This window comes from Aeromonas sp. R7-5, assembly GCF_040908015.1.
Classification (GTDB): domain Bacteria; phylum Pseudomonadota; class Gammaproteobacteria; order Enterobacterales; family Aeromonadaceae; genus Aeromonas; species Aeromonas caviae.
The window spans coordinates 124,553-143,979 of the sequence record NZ_JBFOCZ010000032.1 but is presented as its reverse complement, the minus strand read 5'-3'; the positions used below and the strand labels follow the sequence as shown (position 1 = coordinate 143,979).

The following is a 19,427-nucleotide window of genomic DNA, read 5'->3' as shown; positions in this document are numbered from 1 at the left end:
GCCCGGAGGCCACGGTCAGACAGAACTCGGTCATCCCTCTCATGCGCCGCTCCGCAGGCTGTGACCGGTCAGGTTCAGGAAGAGATCTTCCAGATTGGGGGAGCGCACCTGCATGCCGGTGAGCGGCACACCAAGATCCAGCAAGGCTGGCAGCAGGGTCGCCACGTCGGGGCAACAGAGCTCCACCTGATCGCCGACCGGACGCAGGGGATAGCCGAGCCCAGCCAGGGCCGGGTGACCCCCAAGACGCACCAGCACGCCGTCGAAGTGTTGCGCCAGCAAGGCAGCCGGCGTATCCAGACTGAGCAGGTGGCCGTGATCGACGATGGCAATCAGATCGCACAGCTGCTGCGCTTCGTCCATGTAGTGGGTGGTGAGCACCACCGTCTTGCCCTGGGCCTTGATCGCCTCAATTCGCTGCCAGAAGTGGTGGCGCGCCTGGGGATCCAGTCCTGTGGTGGGCTCATCCAGAAACAGCAGTTCGGGATCCCCGAGCAGGGCCAGGGCCAGCAGCAGGCGCTGACGCTGGCCCCCCGAGAGCTTGCGACTGTCCCTGTCGATGAACTCGCCCAAGGCGCACAGATCGATGAGCAGCTCCCGTGGCAAGGGATTGGGGTAGAGGCTGGCGAACAGGCGCAGGGTATCGCGCACCGTCAGGAAATCCTGCAGCGCAGTGTGCTGGAACTGGATGCCGATGCGGGAGCGATAATCCGGGCCGCGCGGGGCGCCGTGAAACAGGATCCGGCCGCTGTCCGGAGTGAGGATCCCCTCCAGCAGCTCTATGGTCGTGGTCTTGCCCGCCCCGTTCGGGCCGAGCAGGCCGAAACAGCTGCCGGCGGGAATGGCAAAGCTGAGCCCGTCCACCGCCTTGACGCCGGGGAAGTGCTTGACGAGATCGACGACCTCGATGATGGCTGCCATGGCGTGTCTCCCTCACATGGCCGGAATGGACGACGCTCTGACTATATCTAAATCCCCGCCGAAGGCACATGGCCCGTTTGGGCGGCCCAAAAACAAACGGCGACCCCAGGGTCGCCGTTTGCATCACACCAGCCGGATCACAGGATGTCCAGCAGCTCCACTTCGAAGACCAGAGCGGAGTACGGCGGGATGGAGCCGGCGCCACGGGCACCGTAGGCCAGATCCTGCGGAATGTAGAGCTTCCACTTGGAGCCAACCGGCATCATCTGCAGCGCTTCCACCCAACCGGCGATCACGCCGGTCACCGGGAACTCGGCCGGTTGGCCGCGCGCAACGGAGCTGTCGAACACGCCACCGTGGGTGAAGGTACCGTGGTAGTGCACGCGCACGGACTGACCGGCAACCGGCACGGCGCCATTGCCTTCGACCATGACTTCATATTGCAGACCGGAGTCGGTGGTCTTCACTTCGGCGCGCTTGGCGTTGTCGGCCAGGAAGGCTTCGCCTTCGGCGGCAGCGGCCTTGGCGGCAGCTTCCTGCTCTTCCTGCATGCGGGCGGTGATCACCTGGAAGGCATCGTTGATATCGTCACGGCTGACCGCGAACTCCAGGCCGTTCAGGGCATCTGCCAGACCTTGTTGCAGGGCCGGGATATCCAGACCGGCGAAGGCTTGCTGAGCCAGTTGGTCGCCCATGTTGCGGCCGATGCCGTAGCTGGCCTTCTGTTCGATAGAGTCGTATTGGGACATTGAGAGGTTGCTCCGGGTCCTGATGGTAAAAGAGACGGGATGATAACAGACTTTTTTGCACCGTGCTGCCAAGACGCCCCTCAATTGCCCGCCGGTGGGAGACGCCTCACATCGGCCCCCCTCATCCCCGCCCCTTCTCCCGCAAGGGGAGAAGGGAGCAAAACAGAGCACCATGCCGCCGCACGGCCTGTATCAGGCCCTGTCCAGCAGACCCCTCACCGCCGCGACCTTGGCGCCGTCGGTGATGTTGACCCGGCCATCGTCCGAGGTGCCCATGTTGACGTCACAGAGAGAGGCACCATGGCGCCGCACGGTCTGTATCAGGCCCTGTCCAGCAACGCCCGCACCGCTGCGACCTTGGCGCCGTCGGTGATGTTGACCCGGCCGTCATCAGAGGTGCCCATGTTGTCGTCACAGAGAGAGGCACCATGGCGCCGCACGGCCTGTATCAGGCCCTGTCCAGCAGAGCCCGCACCGCTGCGACCTTGACGCCGTCGGTGATGTTGACCCGGCCATCGTCCGAAGTGCCCATGTTGACACCATGGGGCACCATGCCGCCGCGCCAGCCCATGCCGGACATGTGTACTTCATTGACGCCGGTGAATTCGATGATGGTGCGCACGTTGTCGGCGTTGACCCCGGCCCCCGGCATCAGGCTGGCCCGTCCCGCCAGCGCCTGGTGCATGGCCTGCAGGGTTTCGAGCCCCGCCAGCGCGGTCGGCGCATGGCCGGAGCTCAGAATGCGCTCGCAACCCGCCGCGACGATCGTCTCGAGATCCAGCCGCCAGTCGGAGGAGAGATCGATGGCCCGGTGGAAGGTGACGCCGAGCGGCCCCGCCGCCTCGATCAGTTGCCGGAGCTTGCCTTCGGGTACCCGTCCATCTTCATCCAGCAGACCGACCACTACTCCTTGCAGGCCGGCGGCACGGGCGGCGGCGATATCCTGCAGCATGATGTCGAACTCCCCCTCGCCAAAACAGAAATCCCCTGCACGGGGCCGGATCATGGCGTAGACGGGGATGGTGGCGTGGCGCGCCACCTGCTGCATGAAGCCATAGGAGGGGGTGAGACCGCCCAGCCCCAGCGCAGAGCAGAGCTCGATGCGATCGGCGCCGGCCGCCTGGGCGGTGAACAGGGATTCGAGGTTGTCGATACAGATTTCAAGACGGGTCATGATGACTCCTTGTTAGGGGAGATCAGACCCTCTGTCCGATCTCACAGATTGAGCAGGGCTGCACCGCGCACACCGCCGGCACCACCGAATTGGGCCTCGCGGATCGCCGGCAGGGCGACACCGGGCAGCAGGTGGCCGGGCAGACGTTTGGGCAGCTCCTCATAGAGGGCTGGCAGGGCGCTCAGGCCGCCCCCCAGCACCACCACATCGGGATCAATCACCGAGATGGCGGTGGCGAGGCCGGCGGCGATGATCTCGAGCCAGCAGTCGATGGTCGAGAGGGCCGCCGCCTCACGGGCATCGGCACGGGCGACGATCTGGTGGCCGCTCACCCGTTCCCCATGAACATGGTGGTATAGCCGCTCCAGGCCCGTGCCCGACGCATAGGTTTCGAAACAGACCAGGCGCCCGCAGCCACAGCGGGGACGGGGCAAATCCGGGTATTTCATCAGGATAGTGGCGGGCAGCGGGTAGTGACCTATCTCCCCAGCCAGCCAGTTGCGCCCCTGGATGAGCTTGCCCGCCATGTAGACGGCGCCGCCGATGCCGGTGCCTATGGTGACGCCGAGGGCGCTGCCAGCACCGTCTGCGGCCCCCTGATGCACTTCCGACCAGAGGAAACAGTTGGCGTCATTGTCGACCTTGACCGGTCGGCCCAGCAGCTCGGCCAGATCCGCCCCCAGATGGCGGCCATGGATGGCGGGCAGGTTGGCCGCCACTATGCTCCCGTCGAGGCGATTGAGGATCCCCGGAAACCCGATGCCGACGGCCCCTTTCACCCCGAAGCGCGCATCCGCCGCCTCGACCCGCTCGCGGATCAGCTGCTGCAACCCTTCGTAATCATTGCCGGGAGTGCTCATGCGCTCCTCGTGACAGAGATTCAAGGCGCCGTCATACACAGCGAACGCTATCTTGGTGCCGCCAATGTCAAATCCGTAGTACATGCCACACTCCCTTGCGGTGGACCCGGCCACCTCGGTCTGTCCAGATGGGGCACATTGTATTAATTCGCAAAAAAAATAAAGTGACCGGGGGCGAAAAACGGGAGCCAGCTCAAAGCAAACGGAACATTTGTCGCTGTTGGCAAGGTTGTCCGAGGCTCATCAGGGTGCGCTCCTGACCGTCGAACATGAAGCCGCGGCGCAGGTAGAATCCCTCGCCGATGTGATTGCCATCCAGCAGCCAGAGCCTGACGCACTCGCAACCGGCCCGGCGCATCTGCACCGCCACCGCCTGCCACAGCCGTTTGCCATGACCCTGACGCCAATGATCGGGATGAAGGTAGAGCGCCCGGATCCGCGCCGTCATCAAGCCTTCCTCCAAAGAGGGCTGCCAGTAGAGCAGGCCGATGACCACGTCGTCCTGACAGACCAGCATGGGAACGGGGCCGGGCTCGGCGAGCCGATGTCGCCAGATCTGCAGGTGGTCGGTCACCGCCAGCTGGGCCAGCATGTCGGCCCCCAGCACCTCCCCGTAGGCCGCCAGCCAGCTCGCCCGCTGCATCACCGTCATGGCGGCGGCATCGGCGGGACGCGCCAGGCGCAGGCTTACGCCTTGCACTGGGGAACCAGCCCTGATGCTTTCGCCTGCTGGTACAGGGGCTGCACTTCGGCCTGCTGGGCCTGCAGGTTGGCGATCCGGCTCTGGTCGCTGGGGTGGGTGGAGAGCAGCTGGGGCGGTGCCTTGCCACCGGAGGCGGCGCTCATGTTCTGCCACAGGGTGACGGCTTCGGCCGGGTTGAACCCGGCGCGGGCCATCAGCTCGAGGCCGAGCCGGTCCGCCTCGCTCTCCTGGGTTCTGCCATAAGGCAGGGCTATCCCCACCTGGACCCCGAGGCCCAGGGCGGCCATGGTGGCAGCGCCCCCGAGGCTGTCGCTGCTGCCGATGGCGGCGTCCGCCACCGCCAGCCCGATACCGGTCAGCTGATCCCGGGAGAGGCGCTCGTTGGAGTGCTGGGCCAGCACGTGGGTCAGCTCGTGACCGATGACGGTGGCGAGCTGGTCCTGATTCTTGGCGACTTTCAGCAGGCCGCTGTAAACGCCTATCTTGCCGCCGGGCAGGGCGAAGGCGTTGATCTCCTTGGAGTCGAACACCACTACCTCCCAGCTGGTGATGCCATAGCTGGCAGGCACCTGGGCGGTCACCGCCTTAGCCACGCAGCCCACATAGGCATTCATCCTGGCATCCGTGCTCACCTTCTCCTGCTGCTTCATCTGGGTGAAGGAGTCGGCCCCCAGCTGGTTCATCTGCTGGGGGGAGAAGAGCAGCATCTGGTTGCGACCGGTCGGCGACTGGGCGCAGCCGGCCAGCAGGGCGCTGCACAAGGCCGTCAGGGCCAGTCTGGAGAGGGAAGATGCGCGCATGAGAGGGTCCTTTGCCGTGAAGTTGCCCTATTCTCGGAAATGCCGCCGCCCGGCGCAAGCCGGGCGCTGCGCCCTGCGACCAAAAAGATCCTGGGGCGCACCAATGAAAACGAGCCCGCATGGGGCTCGTTTTTCTGCAAGGGCATGTTCTGTTACATGATGCCCAGCTTCTTCAGGTCGGCCTGAACCACCTTGGCCGGGACCGGCACATAGCCGTCCTTGGCAACGATGGTCTGGCCCGCCTTGGAGAGCATCATCTTCACAAACTCCTGCTCCATCGGGGAGAGCGGCTTGTTCGGATGCTTGTTCACGTAGACGTACAGGAAGCGCGACAGCGGGTACTTGCCGGTGATGGCGTTGTCGGAGTTCGCCTCGATGAAGGTCTTGCCATCCTTGGAGAGCGGAACGGCGCGCACCCCGGAGGTGACGTAGCCGATACCGGAGTAGCCGATACCGTTCAGGGAGGAGGAGACGGACTGTACCACGGAGGCGGAGCCCGGCTGCTCGTTCACGCCGCTCTTGAAGTCACCGTTGCACAGGGCGTGTTCCTTGAAGTAACCGTAGGTACCGGACACGGAGTTGCGACCGAACAGTTGCAGATCCTTGCCGGACCAGCTGCCGTCCAGACCCAGATCAGACCACTTGGTGGCCGCCTTGGCTTCGCCGCACTTGAGGGTGCTGGAGAAGATGGCGTCGATCTGCGACATGGTCAGCCCCTTGATGGGGTTGTCCTTGTTGACGAACACGGCCAGGGCATCGACGGCGACGCGGATGGCGGTCGGCTTGTAGCCGTAGCGCTTCTCGAATGCCTCCTCTTCACCGGCCTTCATGGCGCGGCTCATGGGGCCAAACTGGGCGACGCCCTCGGTCAGGGCAGTCGGTGCGGTGGAAGAACCGGCGGCCTGGATCTGCACGTTGACGTTGGGATACATGCGCTTAAATTCTTCGGCCCACAGGGTCATCATGTTGGCCAGGGTGTCCGAGCCGACAGAGGACAGGTTGCCCGAGATGCCGCTGGTCGGTGTGTATTCCGGCAGGTCTTTATCCACACCGGCAGCCAGAGCGCTGACAGAAAACAGGGTTGCTGCGGTGAATCCGATGACACCAGCCAGTTTGTTGAGTTTCATCCAATCTCTCCAAGTCCAAGGTTGCAGAAGGCAATCGTCAGGTTGACGTCTAAACGTGGTTGACACCCGATCGCAATGATCCGTGGGCCAGCACCACTCCTTCTCCAGTGTTACAGAAGGTCCGTTCTTTAAGACGGCGCCAGTATCTGGCCTGGCAGTGACAAATTTATGGAATTTATATGACACTTTGATGACATGGGCCGAGAGTGGCCCGGATGAAAAAAGGGCTGCGATGCAGCCCTTCTCTCGTTGCTAACACATTGACACAAAATATTATTTCACCAGCACCATGCGGGCGGGAATGAGAAAGCTGAAGCGGCTGCCCGCACCGACCCGGCTCTCGATATCGAGATGGGCATCGTGATGACTCAGGGCATGCTTGACGATGGCAAGGCCGAGCCCGGACCCTCCGGTGTGGCGCGAGCGGGCCTTGTCGACCCGATAGAACCGCTCGGTGAGCCGCGCCAGATGCTCGGGGGGGATCCCCTCCCCCTCATCCTGCACCGCAAACAGCGCCATGCTCCCCTGCTTGCGCCACTCCACGGTGATCTTGCGCCCCGCCGGGGTGTAGTGGATGGCGTTGTAGACCAGGTTGGAGACGGCGCTGCGCAGTTGATCCTGATCCCCGCGCACCAGCAGATTGGGCTGGACCATGAAGACGATCTCGTGGGCCCGCTCGCCGGAGAGCGCCCGCGCCTCCTGTTCCAGCAGCCCCAGCATGGCGGGCATGTCCACCAGATGGGAGAGATCCACGGTGGGCGCCGCCTCGATGCGAGACAGGGTGAGCAGCTGGTTGACCAGATTGTCCATGCGGGTCGTCTGCTCCATCATCACCTTGTGCGCCTTGGCCCACATGGCGGGGGGCGGCGGCTCCTCGGTCATCTCCAGATACCCCTTGAGCACGGTGAGGGGGGTGCGCAGCTCGTGAGAGACGTTGGAGACGAAGTGCTTGCGGGTCTTCTCCAGGCTGCGCAGCCGGGTCACATCCCGCACCACCAGCATGGCCTGGTCCTCCGCATAGGGCATGATGCGAAATTCGAGGAACTTCTCCTCGTTGATGGGGGAGTGCATCTCGAACGGCTCGTCATACTGCCCCTTGCCCAGATAGGCGACGAAGGCGGGGTGACGGATCAGGTTGCCGATGTGCTGGCCGGCATCCTCGGGCCAGCGAAAGCCGAGCAGTTGCTCCGCCAGCCGGTTGCACCAGAGGATGCTGCCGTCGGTGCGAAACACCACGGCCGCATCGGGCAGCGCCTCCGCCCCTTCCCGAAAACGGCGGATGAGGCCCGCCAGCTCCCGGCGCCGGGCCCGGTGACGCTGCTGCAACTTGTAGATGCCGTTGAAGATGTGCTCCCAGCTGCCGCTGCCGTGGGGCGGCACCAGGCTGCGATCGTGCCACAGCCAGTCCGACAGCCGCTTCTGGAAGCGGTAGTGCCAGACCAGGTGCACCACAGTGGCCACCAGCAGGCAAAGAACGAGATGATCGATTAACCAACCTACCAAGACGAAGGGGCTGTAGAAGAACGCCATTCGCCACAACTGTCGCCGCCAGGCGTAAGGTTGCAACATTAAGATCTCCTAGAGACAGCAAAGAGCCGGGTCCAATGCCCGCCGGCAGGGGCTGGCGGCACTGGCCCTGACCTAGAGACGGGTCGAGAAGCGGTAGCCGGCCCCGCGCACCGTCTGGATCAATCTGTCGTGCCCCGTCTCTTCGATGGCCTTGCGCAGGCGGCGAATGTGCACGTCCACCGTCCTGTCCTCGACATACACGTTGGTACCCCAGACGTTGTTGAGCAACTGTTCGCGGCTGTAGACCCGCTCGGGGTGGGTCATGAAGAAGTGCAGCAGCTTGAATTCGGTCGGCCCCATGTCGAGGGCCTTCTCCTCGGCACTGACCCGGTGGGAAACGGGATCCAGCTTGAGCCCCTGCACCTCGATCACCTCGTCCACCGAGGTGGGAGAGACACGCCGCATCACGGCGTGCAGGCGGGCGGTGAGCTCCTTGGGGGAGAAGGGTTTGGTGATGTAGTCGTCGGCACCGGCCTCGAGCCCGCGCACCTTGTCCTCTTCCTCGCCCCGGGCGGTCAGCATCACCACCGGGATCTGGCGAGTCATCTCATCCTGCTTGAGCTGCTTGAGAAACTGGATACCGCTGCCACCTGGCATCATCCAGTCCAGCACGATGAGTTCGGGGTAGGGTTCGCGCACCTTTGCCAGTCCATCGGCGTAATCTTCTGCTTCTACTGTTTCATATCCCTTCTGCTCAAGCACGAAGCAGAGCATTTCGCGGATCGGTGCCTCGTCCTCGACCACCAGAATTCGCTTAGCCATATCCCTTCTCTCTCCTCTGTGAAGATGGGTGCGCCAATTATTAGAACTTTCTGTGACACTTTTATGACTTTATGACGGGCGGGATGATAAACGTTTTCAGATTCAGTTGGCAGCAGCGAGTTGCAGCAGGTCCCAGCGATTGCCACTGATGTCCTCGAACACCACCACGGTACCGTAAGGTTCGAGGCGCGGCTGTTCACAAAAATGAACGCCATAGGCCTGCATCCGCTCGTAATCGCCCCAGAAGTCGTCGGTCTCAAGGAACAGGAAGACCCGACCGCCCCCCTGGCGACCGATGGCGGCGCGCTGCTCCTCGTTGGCCGCGCGGGCCAGCAGCAGGGCGGAGCCGGGAGCCCCCTTGGGAGCGACCCGCACCCAGCGTTTGCCCGGTTTGCCCGGCTCGTCGAGGGGGGTGTCTTCCAATAGCTCAAAGCCCATTCCCCGGGTGAAGAAGGCGATGGCCTCGTCGTAATCCGCCACCAGCAGCGTCAGGGCGCCAATGTGTTGTGCCATGGCATCTCTCCTCGGATGGATGATAGGGCGCATGATAGCCCCGCCCGGCCATGGGCTCCAGCGCCGGTTCAGTCGGGCGCCACCTCCACCCGGTTGCGACCATTCTGCTTGGCCTGATAGAGCGCCTCGTCGGCCCGCTTGAGCGCCTGCTCCAGGCTATCCTTGCGCCGCTCGGCCACCCCGAAGGAGGCGGTGATACCGAGCCCCAGCGGCCAGTGCCTGTACCCCTCCAGCGCCCCTCTCAGCCGCTCCGCCAGGGCGGCGGCCCGTCCCTCGTCGTAATGGAGACAGACCAGCACGAACTCCTCCCCGCCCCAGCGCACCAGTCGGCACAGGCTGTCGCAATGGCGCAACAGCTCGCTCACCATGTGCTTGAGCACCTCGTCCCCCACCGGGTGGCCGTGACCGTCGTTGACCCCCTTGAAGTGATCGATGTCGATATAGATGAAGGAGAGCGGCATCTCGCCGAGCTCTCCGAGCAGCTTTTCGCCGCCGAGCCGGTTGAGGGCCCCGGTCAGGGGATCGTAGCGGGCCTCCTCCTCGGTGCGCCGGTTCTGCTCGCACAGGCTCGCACTCAGGGCTTCAGCCGCGAGGCGCGCCTCCCTGGCCTTGCGCAGCCGATCCCCGAACATCAGGTTCTGGACCAGGAAGAGCAGCACGCCGTAGACAAGCCACCCCAGCAGCAAGTAGCGATAGAAGTCCCCCGGCTTGCACCAGCGGCCATAGAACTCCAGCCGCTCGAGCCGCAACCGGTACTCCCCCGGCAGCATCTTGTCATCGGAGGCGATCTCGATGGCGTAGACATGGTGCAGATCCGGCCCCTGCTGGACCAGCGGAATGTCGTACTGCTGCACCCACCAGGAGCTGGGGGCAAAGACATTCAGGGGGACATCCTGCTCGCGACCAAAATCCCTGGCGGTGAAGAGCACTTCGTTGAACTTGTGGGAACTCTCGTCTTCCCGTGTCGAGTAGACGGGATCGTAGTTGCGCAGATAAAGGCGCCAGGCCTGTCCCCCCTGCCCTTCTACATCCAGCCTCACCCGCACCCCGGTGAAGCCGGAGAGATCCAGCCCCCGCTCGGGGTCGGTCAGGGTCAGAACCAGCTCGCAGAAAGGATAGGCATATTGGCTTCGCAGGGTGCACTGGATGGCGGGTCTGTCGCCCCCCTGACTCAGGGTGGCGACGGAGGAGCCCTTGTGGGCCCTGTCATCCTGGGCACGCACGGACAAACCGGCCTGGCTCAGGATGTCGAGCCGCCGCTCGGGTCCGAATTCGAATATCGCCATGGCCAGCAGGCTCGCCGCCAGCAGGCACCAGAACAACAGCGTCGTCATGCGGGAATAGGAAGGGATCATCGGCATCACACCTGAAAAAGGGCTTTTACCCTACACCTTGAAGCGCCGGACCGCGCTGATCCAGATCCAAGGTTATTACACGCGCCGCACCGGGCGCAGACGGGGGCCGACTAACCGGCACGGGCCCCATGGGGCGCAAGCGGCATCGGCCAGCCGCCGGGAGAGAGGCGGGGGGCCTCGTCGGTCGTGAGATGGGTCATTGCGCACTCCCTGCGATGGAAACATAACGAAAAAACGTCCTTGCCTTCGCAGTCTACACAAGCGCTGGACGGCGCGACACCCTTCACCCCTCCTCCCGCAGCGCCCGATAGAGGGTGGTGCGACTGATGCCGAGGCGGCGCGCCGCCTCGCTCACGTTGCCGCCGCACTCTGCCAGGGTCTGCTGCACCCGCTGCCGGCTCTGCTCGCGCAGGGTACTCCCTCCCAAAGGTGAGCTCTGCCCCCCCTCCACGGCGGGCAGATGCAGATGGGCAGGTTCAATCCAGCCCTGCCCCTCTGCCAGTACACAGGCCACCTCCAGTGCCTGTTTGAGCTGGCGCACGTTGCCGGGCAGAGGGTGGGCCAGCAGCCGCTGCTCCGCCTCCCGGCTCAGTTGTAGCGCCGGGTCCATCTGGGCGAGCAGGTTCAGGATCAGCCCCTGACGCTCGGGCACCGACCAGGCCCGCAGGGGTGCCAGTTGCTGGCGCCAGCCGCAGATGCGGTAGTAGAGATCTTCGCGAAAGGTGCCGGCCGCCACCATGGCCGCCAGATCCCGATGACTGGCGCTGACCAGCCAGAAATCCACCGCCTCGGGTCTGTGGCTGCCTACCGGGGTGACGACGCGCTCCTGCAGTACCCGCAGCAACCGGGTCTGGGCCTGGAGCGGCAGCTCGCCAATTTCATCCAGCATCAGGATGCCGCCGTGGGCGGCGCGCAGATAGCCCTGGCTGCCCTGGCTGCGGGCACCGCTGAAGGCCCCCCCCACATAGCCGAACAGCTCGGCCTCCACCAGCTCCGCCGGCAAGGCGCCGCAGTTGACGCACACCAGAGGCCGCTCCCGACGGCTCGAGCTGGCGTGCAGGGTGCGCACCAGGTGCTCCTTGCCGCTGCCGGTCTCCCCCTCGATGAGCAGCGAGATGCCCCGCTCCAGCATCTTGAGCGGCACCTGCTGCGCCTGCGATCCCCCCTCCTCAACCGCGCTCGGCAGGGGGAGCCTGGCGGCGCGCTCCCCCGCCTCCGGCACCAGCCGCAGGCCGCGGCGCTCGCGCAGCAACTGCTGACCGTCGAAGGGGTGCTGGCCGAGCCAGAGCCGACCGGCCCGGTTGGCCCCGAGCAGCTCGCCCCCTTCCCCCAGCAGCAGGCGGGCAGACCAGAGACTCTGGGGATCGAGATCCACCAGCCAGCCCGGCTGGCTGGCCAGCAGGGCGTTTTCCAGGGTCATGGCCAGGAGGCGCACGGTGCCCAGCATGTCGCCGCCGTGGTGGGCCGCATCGGTGGAGATGTCGAGCACGCCGAGCAGTTGCCCGTCCGGCCCGAGCAGGGGGCAGGCGCTGCAACTGAGAAAGCTGTGCTGAGCGAAGAAGTGCTGCGCCCCCAGCACCTGCACCTCGCTCTGCTCGGCCAGCGCGGTGCCGATGGCGTTGGTGCCCTTGCTCGCCTCCCCCCAGCGGGCGCCGCTGCGCAAAAAAATGCGCTCGGCATGGCGGGCAAACCGGTCGTCTCCGCTCACCGCGAGGATGGCCCCCTCGCCGTCACACAGCAGCAGACGACAGGGTCTGCCCGCCAGCAACTGGCCAAAGAGCGGCAGCACGAAGCGCTGAAAGCAGGCGATGAGCGTCCTGTGCTGCTCCTGGCGAGCCGACAGCTCCCCCTGGGGCAGCAAGTCCAGCTCGGCGCTCTGCTGGCGGCTCAGCCCCTGATGCAGGCAGCGCTCCCAGGAGCGCTGGATTGGGCTGGCTCCGGATTGAGGCAACTCGCTCATCACACCTCCTTCTACACACTCGCGAATAGGGCCGCCTTGGGGGAGCGCCTTCATCACGTCTCCTGTTCACAAACGGCACAGTGTCACACCCGATGTTCAGAAACGGCACAGTTCGGGGGCCGTCCTGGGGGGCACTGGTTAACCAAGATACCCCTTGGCACCCCGTTTGATAACGTTTTTGCAACCTTTTTTGTGTAGAGCGCCACCCGCTGGCACGCCCCTTGCGATGACAGGAAGCAACCGGACTGCCCGCCAGGCCGGTCAGGACCACACACACATAAGGATGATGAGATGATTTATACCGCTCCCGGTCAGGCAGGTGCCCTGGTCAGCTTCAAATCCCGTTATGACAACTTCATCGGTGGCGACTGGGTGGCGCCGCGCGCCGGCCGCTATTTCGAGAACATCTCGCCGGTGGATGGCCGGGTGTTCTGCGAGGTGGCCCGCTCCGACGCCGCCGACATCGAGCTCGCCCTGGACGCGGCCCACAAGGCGTTCGCCAGCTGGAGCAAGACCAGCGTCACCGAGCGCAGCAACCTGCTGCTGCGCATCGCCGATCGCATCGAACAGAACATTGAAGTGCTCGCCATCGCCGAGACCTGGGAGAACGGCAAGGCGGTGCGCGAGACCCTGGCCGCCGACCTGCCCCTGGTGGTGGATCACTTCCGCTACTTCGCCGGCTGCATCCGCGCCCAGGAGGGCTCCGCCGCCGAGCTGGACCAGAACACCGTCAGCTACCACTTCAAGGAGCCCATCGGGGTGGTCGGCCAGATCATCCCGTGGAACTTCCCCCTGCTGATGGCCGCCTGGAAGCTGGCCCCGGTACTGGCGGCCGGCTGCTGCAGCGTGCTCAAGCCCGCCGAGCAGACCCCGGTCACCATCATGCTGATGATGGATCTCATCAAGGACATCCTGCCCCCTGGCGTAGTCAACGTGGTCAACGGCTTCGGCGCCGAGGCGGGCCAGGCGCTCGCCACCAGCAACCGGATCCAGAAGCTGGCGTTTACCGGCTCCACCGAGGTGGGCGCCCATATCCTGCGCTGCGCCGCCGACAAGCTGATCCCCTCCACCGTGGAGCTGGGTGGCAAGTCCCCCAACATCTACTTCGCCGACGTGATGCAGCACGAGAGCAGCTACATCGACAAGGCGGTGGAAGGGATGCTGATGACCTTCTTCAACCAGGGGGAGGTGTGTACCTGCCCCTCCCGCGCCCTGGTGCAGGCCAGCATCTATGACGACTTCATGGACAAGGTGCTGGCCCGCGCCCGCACCATCGTGCAGGGCAACCCCCTCGACACCACGACCCAGGTGGGGGCCCAGGCGTCGCGCGAGCAGTTCGACAAGATCCTGAGCTACATGGAGATCGGCCGCGGCGAAGGGGCCAAGATGCTGCTGGGCGGCGGCCCGGCCAAGGTGAGCGGGCTGGAGGGGGGCTTCTACATCCAGCCCACCATCTTCTCGGGCCAGAACAAGATGCGGGTGTTCCAGGAGGAGATCTTCGGGCCGGCGCTCGGGGTCACCACCTTCAAGGACGAGGCGGATGCCCTGGCCATTGCCAACGACACCCAGTACGGGCTGGGGGCGGGCCTGTGGACCCGGGACAGCAATCTGGCCTGGCGCATGGGGCGCGGCATCCAGGCCGGCCGGGTCTGGGTCAACTGCTACCACGCCTACCCGGCCCACGCGGCCTTTGGCGGCTACAAGAAGTCGGGGATCGGTCGCGAGACCCACAAGATGATGCTGGACCACTACCAGAACACCAAGAACCTGCTGGTGAGCCACGACATCAACCCCCTCGGCTTCTTCTAAGCCCATCCCGTGATCCACAAGGGCGCCTGCGGGCGCCCTTTTTCATGCGGTTCAGGCCACGGGTTGGCCCAGTTGCTGGCGATAGCGCTGGGGGGCGCAGCCCTGTTCCCGCTGGAACATGGCGATGAAGGCCGAGGTGGAGGCATAACCGAGACGCCAGGCGATCTCCTGCACCGGCATCTCGCCCCGCAGCCAGTCCAGCGCCTTCACCAGCCGCAGCCGGGTGCGCCACTGGCCCAGGCTCATGCCAAGCTCCTTCTGGCAGCGCCGCGCCAGGGTGCGCTCCGTGGTGTGCAGCGCCCTGGCCCACTCCACCAGCGTGCGGTTGTCCTCCGGCGCCGCCTGCAATGCCGCCAGCAAGGGGGCCAGCAGGCGATCCCGGCTCTGGGGCAGGTAGCTCGGCTGGCAACGGGTGCGGGCCAGCTTCTCGATGAAGAGCTCACCCTGACGGGCATCCCACTCATCCTCCATATGCCCGACCCGACGCTGGGTGAAGTCCTCCAGCAGGGCCCGCAGCAAGGGGGTGAGGGCCAGCAGCTGGGGTTCCCGTGGCAGGCGTGGGGCCAGGGCGTGGCTCACGTAGATGGAGGTGTAATCCAGAGTCTGCTCGTTGAAGGCGGTGTGGGGCTGATCCGCCGGCACCCAGATGAGGTAGTCCGGGGGCGCCACCAGCCGCTCTCCCCCCACCTCCACCACCATGACCCCCAGGCTGATGAGGCTGAGCTGGCCCCAGGGGTGGGCGTGCTCGGCGCAGGCGTTGCCCCCCTGGATCTGGCTGTAGCGAAAGTAGAGGGGGTTGGGGTCGGCCAGCAGGCGATCCTGCTCGGCCAGGGTGAGGGTGCCCATGCAGATTGTCCCAAAGCGGTTATGACATGTCTTATTTACGCTACTTACCTCGTTCAAGACAAGGCTAGACTCTCCCCATCGTACCAAGGAGTGCCTATGCCTTTTCTCTTCCCCCTGCTCGCCATCCTGATCTGGGCCGCCAATACCGTGGTCTCCAAGGCCGCCGCCGGCGTGCTGGATCCCGCTGCCATCTCCTTCTATCGCTGGGTGATCGCCGCCCTCGCGCTCTCCCCCTTCTGCCTGCCGCAGCTCTGGCGCCGCCGTGCCGACATCCGCCCCTGGCTCGGCAAGCTGCTGGTGCTCTCCCTGCTCGGCATGGTGCTCTATCAGTGCCTCGCCTACTACGCCGCCCACAGCACCTCGGCCACCAACATGGGGGTCATCGGCTCCCTGCTACCCCTGCTCACCCTGCTCATCGGGGCCTGCTGCTTTGGCCAGAAGCCGGGCAAGCAGGCGCTGCTCGGCATGAGCCTCTCCCTGTTCGGGGTGCTCTGGCTGCTGGGTCAGGGCAATCCCCTGGCACTGCTGCACAGCGGCATCAACCCAGGCGACGGCATGATGCTGCTGGGGGCGGCCAGCTATGCCCTCTATGGCCTGCTGATCCGCCGCTGGCAACTGCCGTTCGGCCCCTGGCTCAACCTCTATCTGCAGATCCTGCTGGCGGTGCTGCTGCTCATCCCGGTGGCCCTCTCTGCCGACTCCCTGGCCATTCCCGCCCAGGGCTGGAGCATGGTGCTGTTCGCCGGCCTCGCCTCCTCCATCTTCGCCGCCTACTGCTGGATGCGCGGCCTCGCCACCCTGGGGGCGGAGCGCACCTCGGTCTTCATGAACCTGATGCCCCTGTGCACGGCCCTCATCGCCGTCATCACCCTGGGGGAGCCCATCCACGGCTATCACCTGCTGGGGGGCGGCCTCATCCTGACCGGGGTCATGCTCTCCCAGCTCAAGCCGAGGGTACGCCGTCCTCTGCCGGAAGGGGCTTGAGCCGGCCCGCACCATGAAAGAAGGGAGCCTCGGCTCCCTTCTTGCTGCCCTCGTCAGGGCACACCTGACCTTTTCGGCCTAGTGGCGTCTCCTCCTTAATCCCTGCCCCCCGCCCCTTGTCATGGGCGGCGAAGGCGCTGCGGGCCGCATTGATGCCATTCATGCAGGCGGGCACTCCGGCATAGACGGCGACCTGGAGCAGGATCTCGATGATGGTCTCCCGGCTGACCCCCACATTGAGGGCGGCCCGGATATGGAACTCGAGCTGTCCGGGCGCCGTGCCCATTCCCATCAGGGTCGCCACCGTGAGCATCTCGCGGGTGCAGAGATCGATGCCGGGACGGGCGAGCACATCGGCAAAGGCAAACCCCAGCACCAGCTCGGCAAGCTCAGGTGACAGGGCATCCAGGCTGGCGGCGACCCGCCTGGGCGCCTGGGGATCGAGCCGGGCCAGCAGCGCGAACGCCCGTTCACGACGATCCGTGTGCGAGCCACTCATGCGTTCACCCCCTTCATCCCCTCGGCGGTATAGCGCTCCCCCGCCACCGGCAGGGTCCGGATGGCCTCTCCCAGGGCCCCGAGCTCTGCAGGGGAGAGGCGCACCGAGAGGGCACCGAGGTTATCCTCAAGGTGGGTCAGGCGCCGGGTGCCGGGGATGGGCACTATCCCCTCCCACTGCGCCAGCAGCCAGGCCAGGGCTATCTGCGCCGCCGAGCATCCCTTCTGCTGCGCCAGGGCCATGACCGCCTGCACCAGGGGGCGGTTGGTGGCGAGGTTTTCCCCCTGAAACCGCGGCAGACCGGCCCGAAAATCCCCCTCCTCGAACACAGCCTCCTGCTGGTAACGCCCGGTCAGAAACCCGCGCCCCAGGGGGGAGTAGGCCACCAGACCAATCCCCAGCTCCCGGCAGGTGGGCAGCACCGCCGCCTCCACCTCCCGCGTCCAGAGGGAGTATTCGGTCTGCACCGCCGCCACCGGGTGCACGGCATGGGCGCGCCTCAGGGTGGCTTCGCTCACCTCGCACAGACCGATGCGGGCTATCTTGCCCTCCTGCACCAGCTGCGCCAGCCCGGCCATGGTCTCCTCGACGGGATGGGCCGGATCGAGGCGGTGCACATAGTAGAGATCGATCTGCTCGATGCCGAGGCGGCGCAGGGAGCCCTCGCAGCTCTGGCGCGCATAGGGGGCACTGTTGTCGAGGGTACGCCTGTACTCACCGTGCTGGCGCACGATGCCAAACTTGGTGGCGACCTTCACCTGCCCCCGCCGGGTCGCGAGAAAACGCCCGATCAGCGCCTCGTTGTGGTGGGGGCCGTACATGTCGGCGGTGTCGAGCAGGTCGATACCCCGCTCCACCGCCTCCGCCAGCACCCGCAAGGACGTCTCATCGTCCCGCGGCCCGTAGAATTCGCTCATCCCCATGCAGCCCAGCCCCAGGGCAGAGACCTGCAGGTTGGCTCCCAGTGTTCGTCGTTGCATCGCATTTTCTCCCTGACAAGTTGCAGGGGAGTATGGTCTTCCGAAAATGAATGAGATATAGAGGTAACTGGCAACCTATCTTCCGATTATGGAAACACTATGCACGATCCCCTGCTCTGGGACGACGCCCGCGTCTTCCTGGCCATCGCCCGCAGCGGCACCCTGAGCGGTGCCGCCCACGCCCTTCGCATGGGGGTGGCCACCGTCTCCCGGCGCCTGGACAGGCTGGAGGCGGCCCTCGGCCTGCCCCTGTTCAGCCGCCACCAGCAGGGCTATCGCCTGACCGACGACGGGGAGGCCCTGCTTGAGCGAGCCGAGGCGCTGGAACATGCGGGGCTGGCCTTTGGCGAGGCGGGGCAGTTGCAGGGACAGGTGGCCGGCACCGTGCGCCTCGCCACCGCCGAGAACCTGGCCAATCCCCTCATCATCCCCTCCCTGCCGACGCTCTTTGCCCAGCACCCCGAGCTGAGGGTGGAGCTGGTCACCGGGGTGCAGACGGTGAACCTGCACCGGCGCGATGCCGATCTCGCGGTGCGCATGGTCAAGCCCGATGCCGGCCACCTCACCCTGCGGCGCCTGGGCACCCTGGGCTTTGGCCTCTACGGGACCGGCGCCTACCTGGATGCCCGCAGCCCCGGGGTGGATGCCGCCAGCTTCGATCAGGATGACTTCATCGGCTGGAACGAAACCCAGAGCCACCTGCCCGCCGCCAGATGGATGACCCGCATGCTGCGCGGGCGCCCCTGCCGGGTGGAGACCGGCACCCTGGCGGCCCAGCTCGCCGCCGCCCAGGCCGGCCTCGGGCTCGCGGTGCTGCCCCACTACCTGGCCCGCCAGACGGATCTGGTCTGCCTGCTGCCGGAGCTCGGGGTGGATCAGCCCATCTGGCTGGTGCTCCACAGCGATCTCGCCCACTCCCGGCGGGTGCGGGCCGTGGCGGATCACCTCATCGCCCTGTTCGAGCGCGCCCGCACCGCCCTGCACCCCTTCTCGGGCGACCCCAGATAGAGCGGACCGGGTTGCATCGGGGCGAAACAAAAGGGAGCTCAAAGGCTCCCTTTTATCTGCGCGGCCTGCGCAGCATGGTGTGCGCGGCCTCTTCGGCGTTGTGCCTGCGGCGGGGTCACGACTCCCGGCGCCAGTGGTAGCGCCGCTCCGGGCGGCCACGCTGGCCGTAGTTGAGCTCCACGTCCAGCCGATCTTCTGACTCCAGAAACTCCAGGTAACGGCGGGCCGTGGTGCGACTCAGGGAGAGGCGCAGGGCCACGGTGTCGGTGGAGAAGGTGTTGTCCGGCTCCCCCGCCAGCAGATCCAGCACCTGGCGCAGGGTGATGGCGTCGATCCCCTTGGGGGTCTCCCGCGCCTCCCGACCCTGGTTGCGCGCCTTGCCCATCAGGCGGTCCAGGTCGCTCTGGGCCAGCTCCCCCGGCTCGCACAGGCGGCGATGGAGGACCAGGATCTCCTCCAGGCTCTGCTGGATGCGAAACAGCCGCAGCGGCTTGATGACGTAGTCCTGCACTCCCAGGTTGAGGGCCTGCTGTATGGTCTCCACGTCGCAGGAGGCGGTCACCATCATCACCATCACCTCCCGGTTGTGGCTGCGCAGCCGGCTCACCCACTCCAGGCCCGAGCCATCTGGCAGGGAGATGTCGACCATCAGCAAGCGGGGCTCGCTCCCCGCCATCAGGCGATCCGCCTCGGCCAGGGTGCCGGCCCGCCCCATCAGGGAGAACCCGGCCGTGGAGGAGACCAGCTCCCCCAACATGGCGCCTATCCGCTCGTCATCCTCGATAATCAGCGTGAAGATTGGCTTCAT

At 65.7% G+C, this 19,427-nt stretch carries 19 protein-coding genes and 2 pseudogenes; 3 read left to right on the top strand and 18 right to left on the bottom strand.

Annotated elements, in window-relative coordinates:
* Positions 1-39: 39 nt before the first annotated feature.
* From AB5Y53_RS13740 to AB5Y53_RS13675, 14 genes and pseudogenes are all read right to left on the bottom strand, one after another.
* On the bottom strand, positions 40-921 hold the full coding sequence (locus AB5Y53_RS13740) for an ABC transporter ATP-binding protein (protein ID WP_045523520.1): 882 nt from the start codon (positions 919-921) through the stop codon (positions 40-42).
* 137 nt (positions 922-1,058) lie between these two features.
* Positions 1,059-1,670, bottom strand: a complete 612-nt coding sequence (locus AB5Y53_RS13735; protein ID WP_010673478.1) for an FKBP-type peptidyl-prolyl cis-trans isomerase — start codon at positions 1,668-1,670, stop codon at positions 1,059-1,061.
* Between the two features lie 192 nt (positions 1,671-1,862).
* Positions 1,863-1,952, bottom strand: a pseudogene (locus tag AB5Y53_RS13730) (copper homeostasis protein CutC); the annotation flags it as partial.
* Positions 1,953-1,990: 38 nt separating this feature from the next.
* Positions 1,991-2,077: pseudogene (locus AB5Y53_RS13725) on the bottom strand (copper homeostasis protein CutC); the annotation flags it as partial.
* A gap of 41 nt (positions 2,078-2,118) precedes the next feature.
* Positions 2,119-2,844, bottom strand: a complete 726-nt coding sequence (locus tag AB5Y53_RS13720) for a copper homeostasis protein CutC (protein ID WP_368182300.1) — start codon at positions 2,842-2,844, stop codon at positions 2,119-2,121.
* Between the two features lie 41 nt (positions 2,845-2,885).
* Complete coding sequence (locus AB5Y53_RS13715) at positions 2,886-3,788, bottom strand: ROK family protein (protein WP_368182299.1); 903 nt, start codon at positions 3,786-3,788, stop codon at positions 2,886-2,888.
* Positions 3,789-3,897: 109 nt separating this feature from the next.
* Entirely contained in the window at positions 3,898-4,404 is a 507-nt protein-coding gene (locus AB5Y53_RS13710) for a GNAT family N-acetyltransferase (RefSeq protein ID WP_039039287.1), read from the bottom strand.
* Positions 4,392-5,207 carry a M48 family metallopeptidase gene (locus tag AB5Y53_RS13705; protein WP_010673474.1) on the bottom strand — a complete coding sequence of 272 codons (816 nt, stop codon included), beginning with the start codon at positions 5,205-5,207 and terminating at the stop codon, positions 4,392-4,394. Before AB5Y53_RS13705 ends, AB5Y53_RS13710 begins: the two co-directional genes overlap by 13 nt.
* Positions 5,208-5,359: 152 nt before the next feature.
* Positions 5,360-6,334, bottom strand: coding sequence for a PstS family phosphate ABC transporter substrate-binding protein (locus AB5Y53_RS13700; RefSeq protein ID WP_010673473.1), 975 nt, complete (start codon positions 6,332-6,334; stop codon positions 5,360-5,362).
* 273 nt (positions 6,335-6,607) lie between these two features.
* Complete coding sequence (phoR, locus tag AB5Y53_RS13695) at positions 6,608-7,903, bottom strand: phosphate regulon sensor histidine kinase PhoR (RefSeq protein ID WP_368182298.1); 1,296 nt, start codon at positions 7,901-7,903, stop codon at positions 6,608-6,610.
* A 72-nt stretch (positions 7,904-7,975) separates the two neighbouring features.
* Entirely contained in the window at positions 7,976-8,665 is a 690-nt protein-coding gene (gene phoB / locus AB5Y53_RS13690; protein ID WP_010673471.1) for a phosphate regulon transcriptional regulator PhoB, read from the bottom strand.
* A gap of 102 nt (positions 8,666-8,767) precedes the next feature.
* On the bottom strand, positions 8,768-9,178 hold the full coding sequence (locus AB5Y53_RS13685; RefSeq protein WP_010673470.1) for a VOC family protein: 411 nt from the start codon (positions 9,176-9,178) through the stop codon (positions 8,768-8,770).
* A 68-nt stretch (positions 9,179-9,246) separates the two neighbouring features.
* A complete protein-coding gene (locus AB5Y53_RS13680; RefSeq protein WP_368182297.1) occupies positions 9,247-10,533 on the bottom strand; it encodes a GGDEF domain-containing protein in 1,287 nt (428 codons plus the stop codon).
* A gap of 283 nt (positions 10,534-10,816) precedes the next feature.
* Positions 10,817-12,493, bottom strand: a complete 1,677-nt coding sequence (locus AB5Y53_RS13675; protein ID WP_368182295.1) for a sigma-54-dependent Fis family transcriptional regulator — start codon at positions 12,491-12,493, stop codon at positions 10,817-10,819.
* A gap of 291 nt (positions 12,494-12,784) precedes the next feature.
* Between AB5Y53_RS13675 and AB5Y53_RS13670 the strand changes: the two genes are divergently transcribed.
* Positions 12,785-14,302, top strand: coding sequence for an aldehyde dehydrogenase family protein (locus AB5Y53_RS13670; RefSeq protein ID WP_368182293.1), 1,518 nt, complete (start codon positions 12,785-12,787; stop codon positions 14,300-14,302).
* Positions 14,303-14,353: 51 nt separating this feature from the next.
* Here the strand turns inward: AB5Y53_RS13670 and AB5Y53_RS13665 are convergent, their stop codons facing one another.
* On the bottom strand, positions 14,354-15,148 hold the full coding sequence (locus AB5Y53_RS13665) for a helix-turn-helix transcriptional regulator (RefSeq protein ID WP_049636296.1): 795 nt from the start codon (positions 15,146-15,148) through the stop codon (positions 14,354-14,356).
* A 96-nt stretch (positions 15,149-15,244) separates the two neighbouring features.
* Here AB5Y53_RS13665 and AB5Y53_RS13660 point away from each other — a divergent pair, with 96 nt between their 5' ends.
* A complete protein-coding gene (locus tag AB5Y53_RS13660) occupies positions 15,245-16,132 on the top strand; it encodes a DMT family transporter (RefSeq protein WP_010673465.1) in 888 nt (295 codons plus the stop codon).
* Here AB5Y53_RS13660 and AB5Y53_RS13655 read toward each other — a convergent pair.
* Entirely contained in the window at positions 16,092-16,631 is a 540-nt protein-coding gene (locus AB5Y53_RS13655) for a carboxymuconolactone decarboxylase family protein (RefSeq protein ID WP_368182291.1), read from the bottom strand. The two genes, AB5Y53_RS13660 and AB5Y53_RS13655, sit on opposite strands and share 41 nt — an antisense overlap.
* The gene (locus AB5Y53_RS13650) at positions 16,628-17,611 is read right to left on the bottom strand and encodes an aldo/keto reductase (protein ID WP_368182290.1); all 984 of its coding nucleotides are present in this window, start codon (positions 17,609-17,611) and stop codon (positions 16,628-16,630) included. The genes AB5Y53_RS13655 and AB5Y53_RS13650 overlap by 4 nt, the downstream gene beginning before the upstream one ends.
* A 99-nt stretch (positions 17,612-17,710) precedes the next feature.
* Here AB5Y53_RS13650 and AB5Y53_RS13645 point away from each other — a divergent pair, with 99 nt between their 5' ends.
* Complete coding sequence (locus tag AB5Y53_RS13645) at positions 17,711-18,619, top strand: LysR family transcriptional regulator (protein WP_043152344.1); 909 nt, start codon at positions 17,711-17,713, stop codon at positions 18,617-18,619.
* Positions 18,620-18,734: 115 nt separating this feature from the next.
* On the opposite strand, the gene AB5Y53_RS13640 is transcribed toward AB5Y53_RS13645, so the two are convergent.
* Complete coding sequence (locus AB5Y53_RS13640; RefSeq protein ID WP_039039279.1) at positions 18,735-19,427, bottom strand: response regulator; 693 nt, start codon at positions 19,425-19,427, stop codon at positions 18,735-18,737.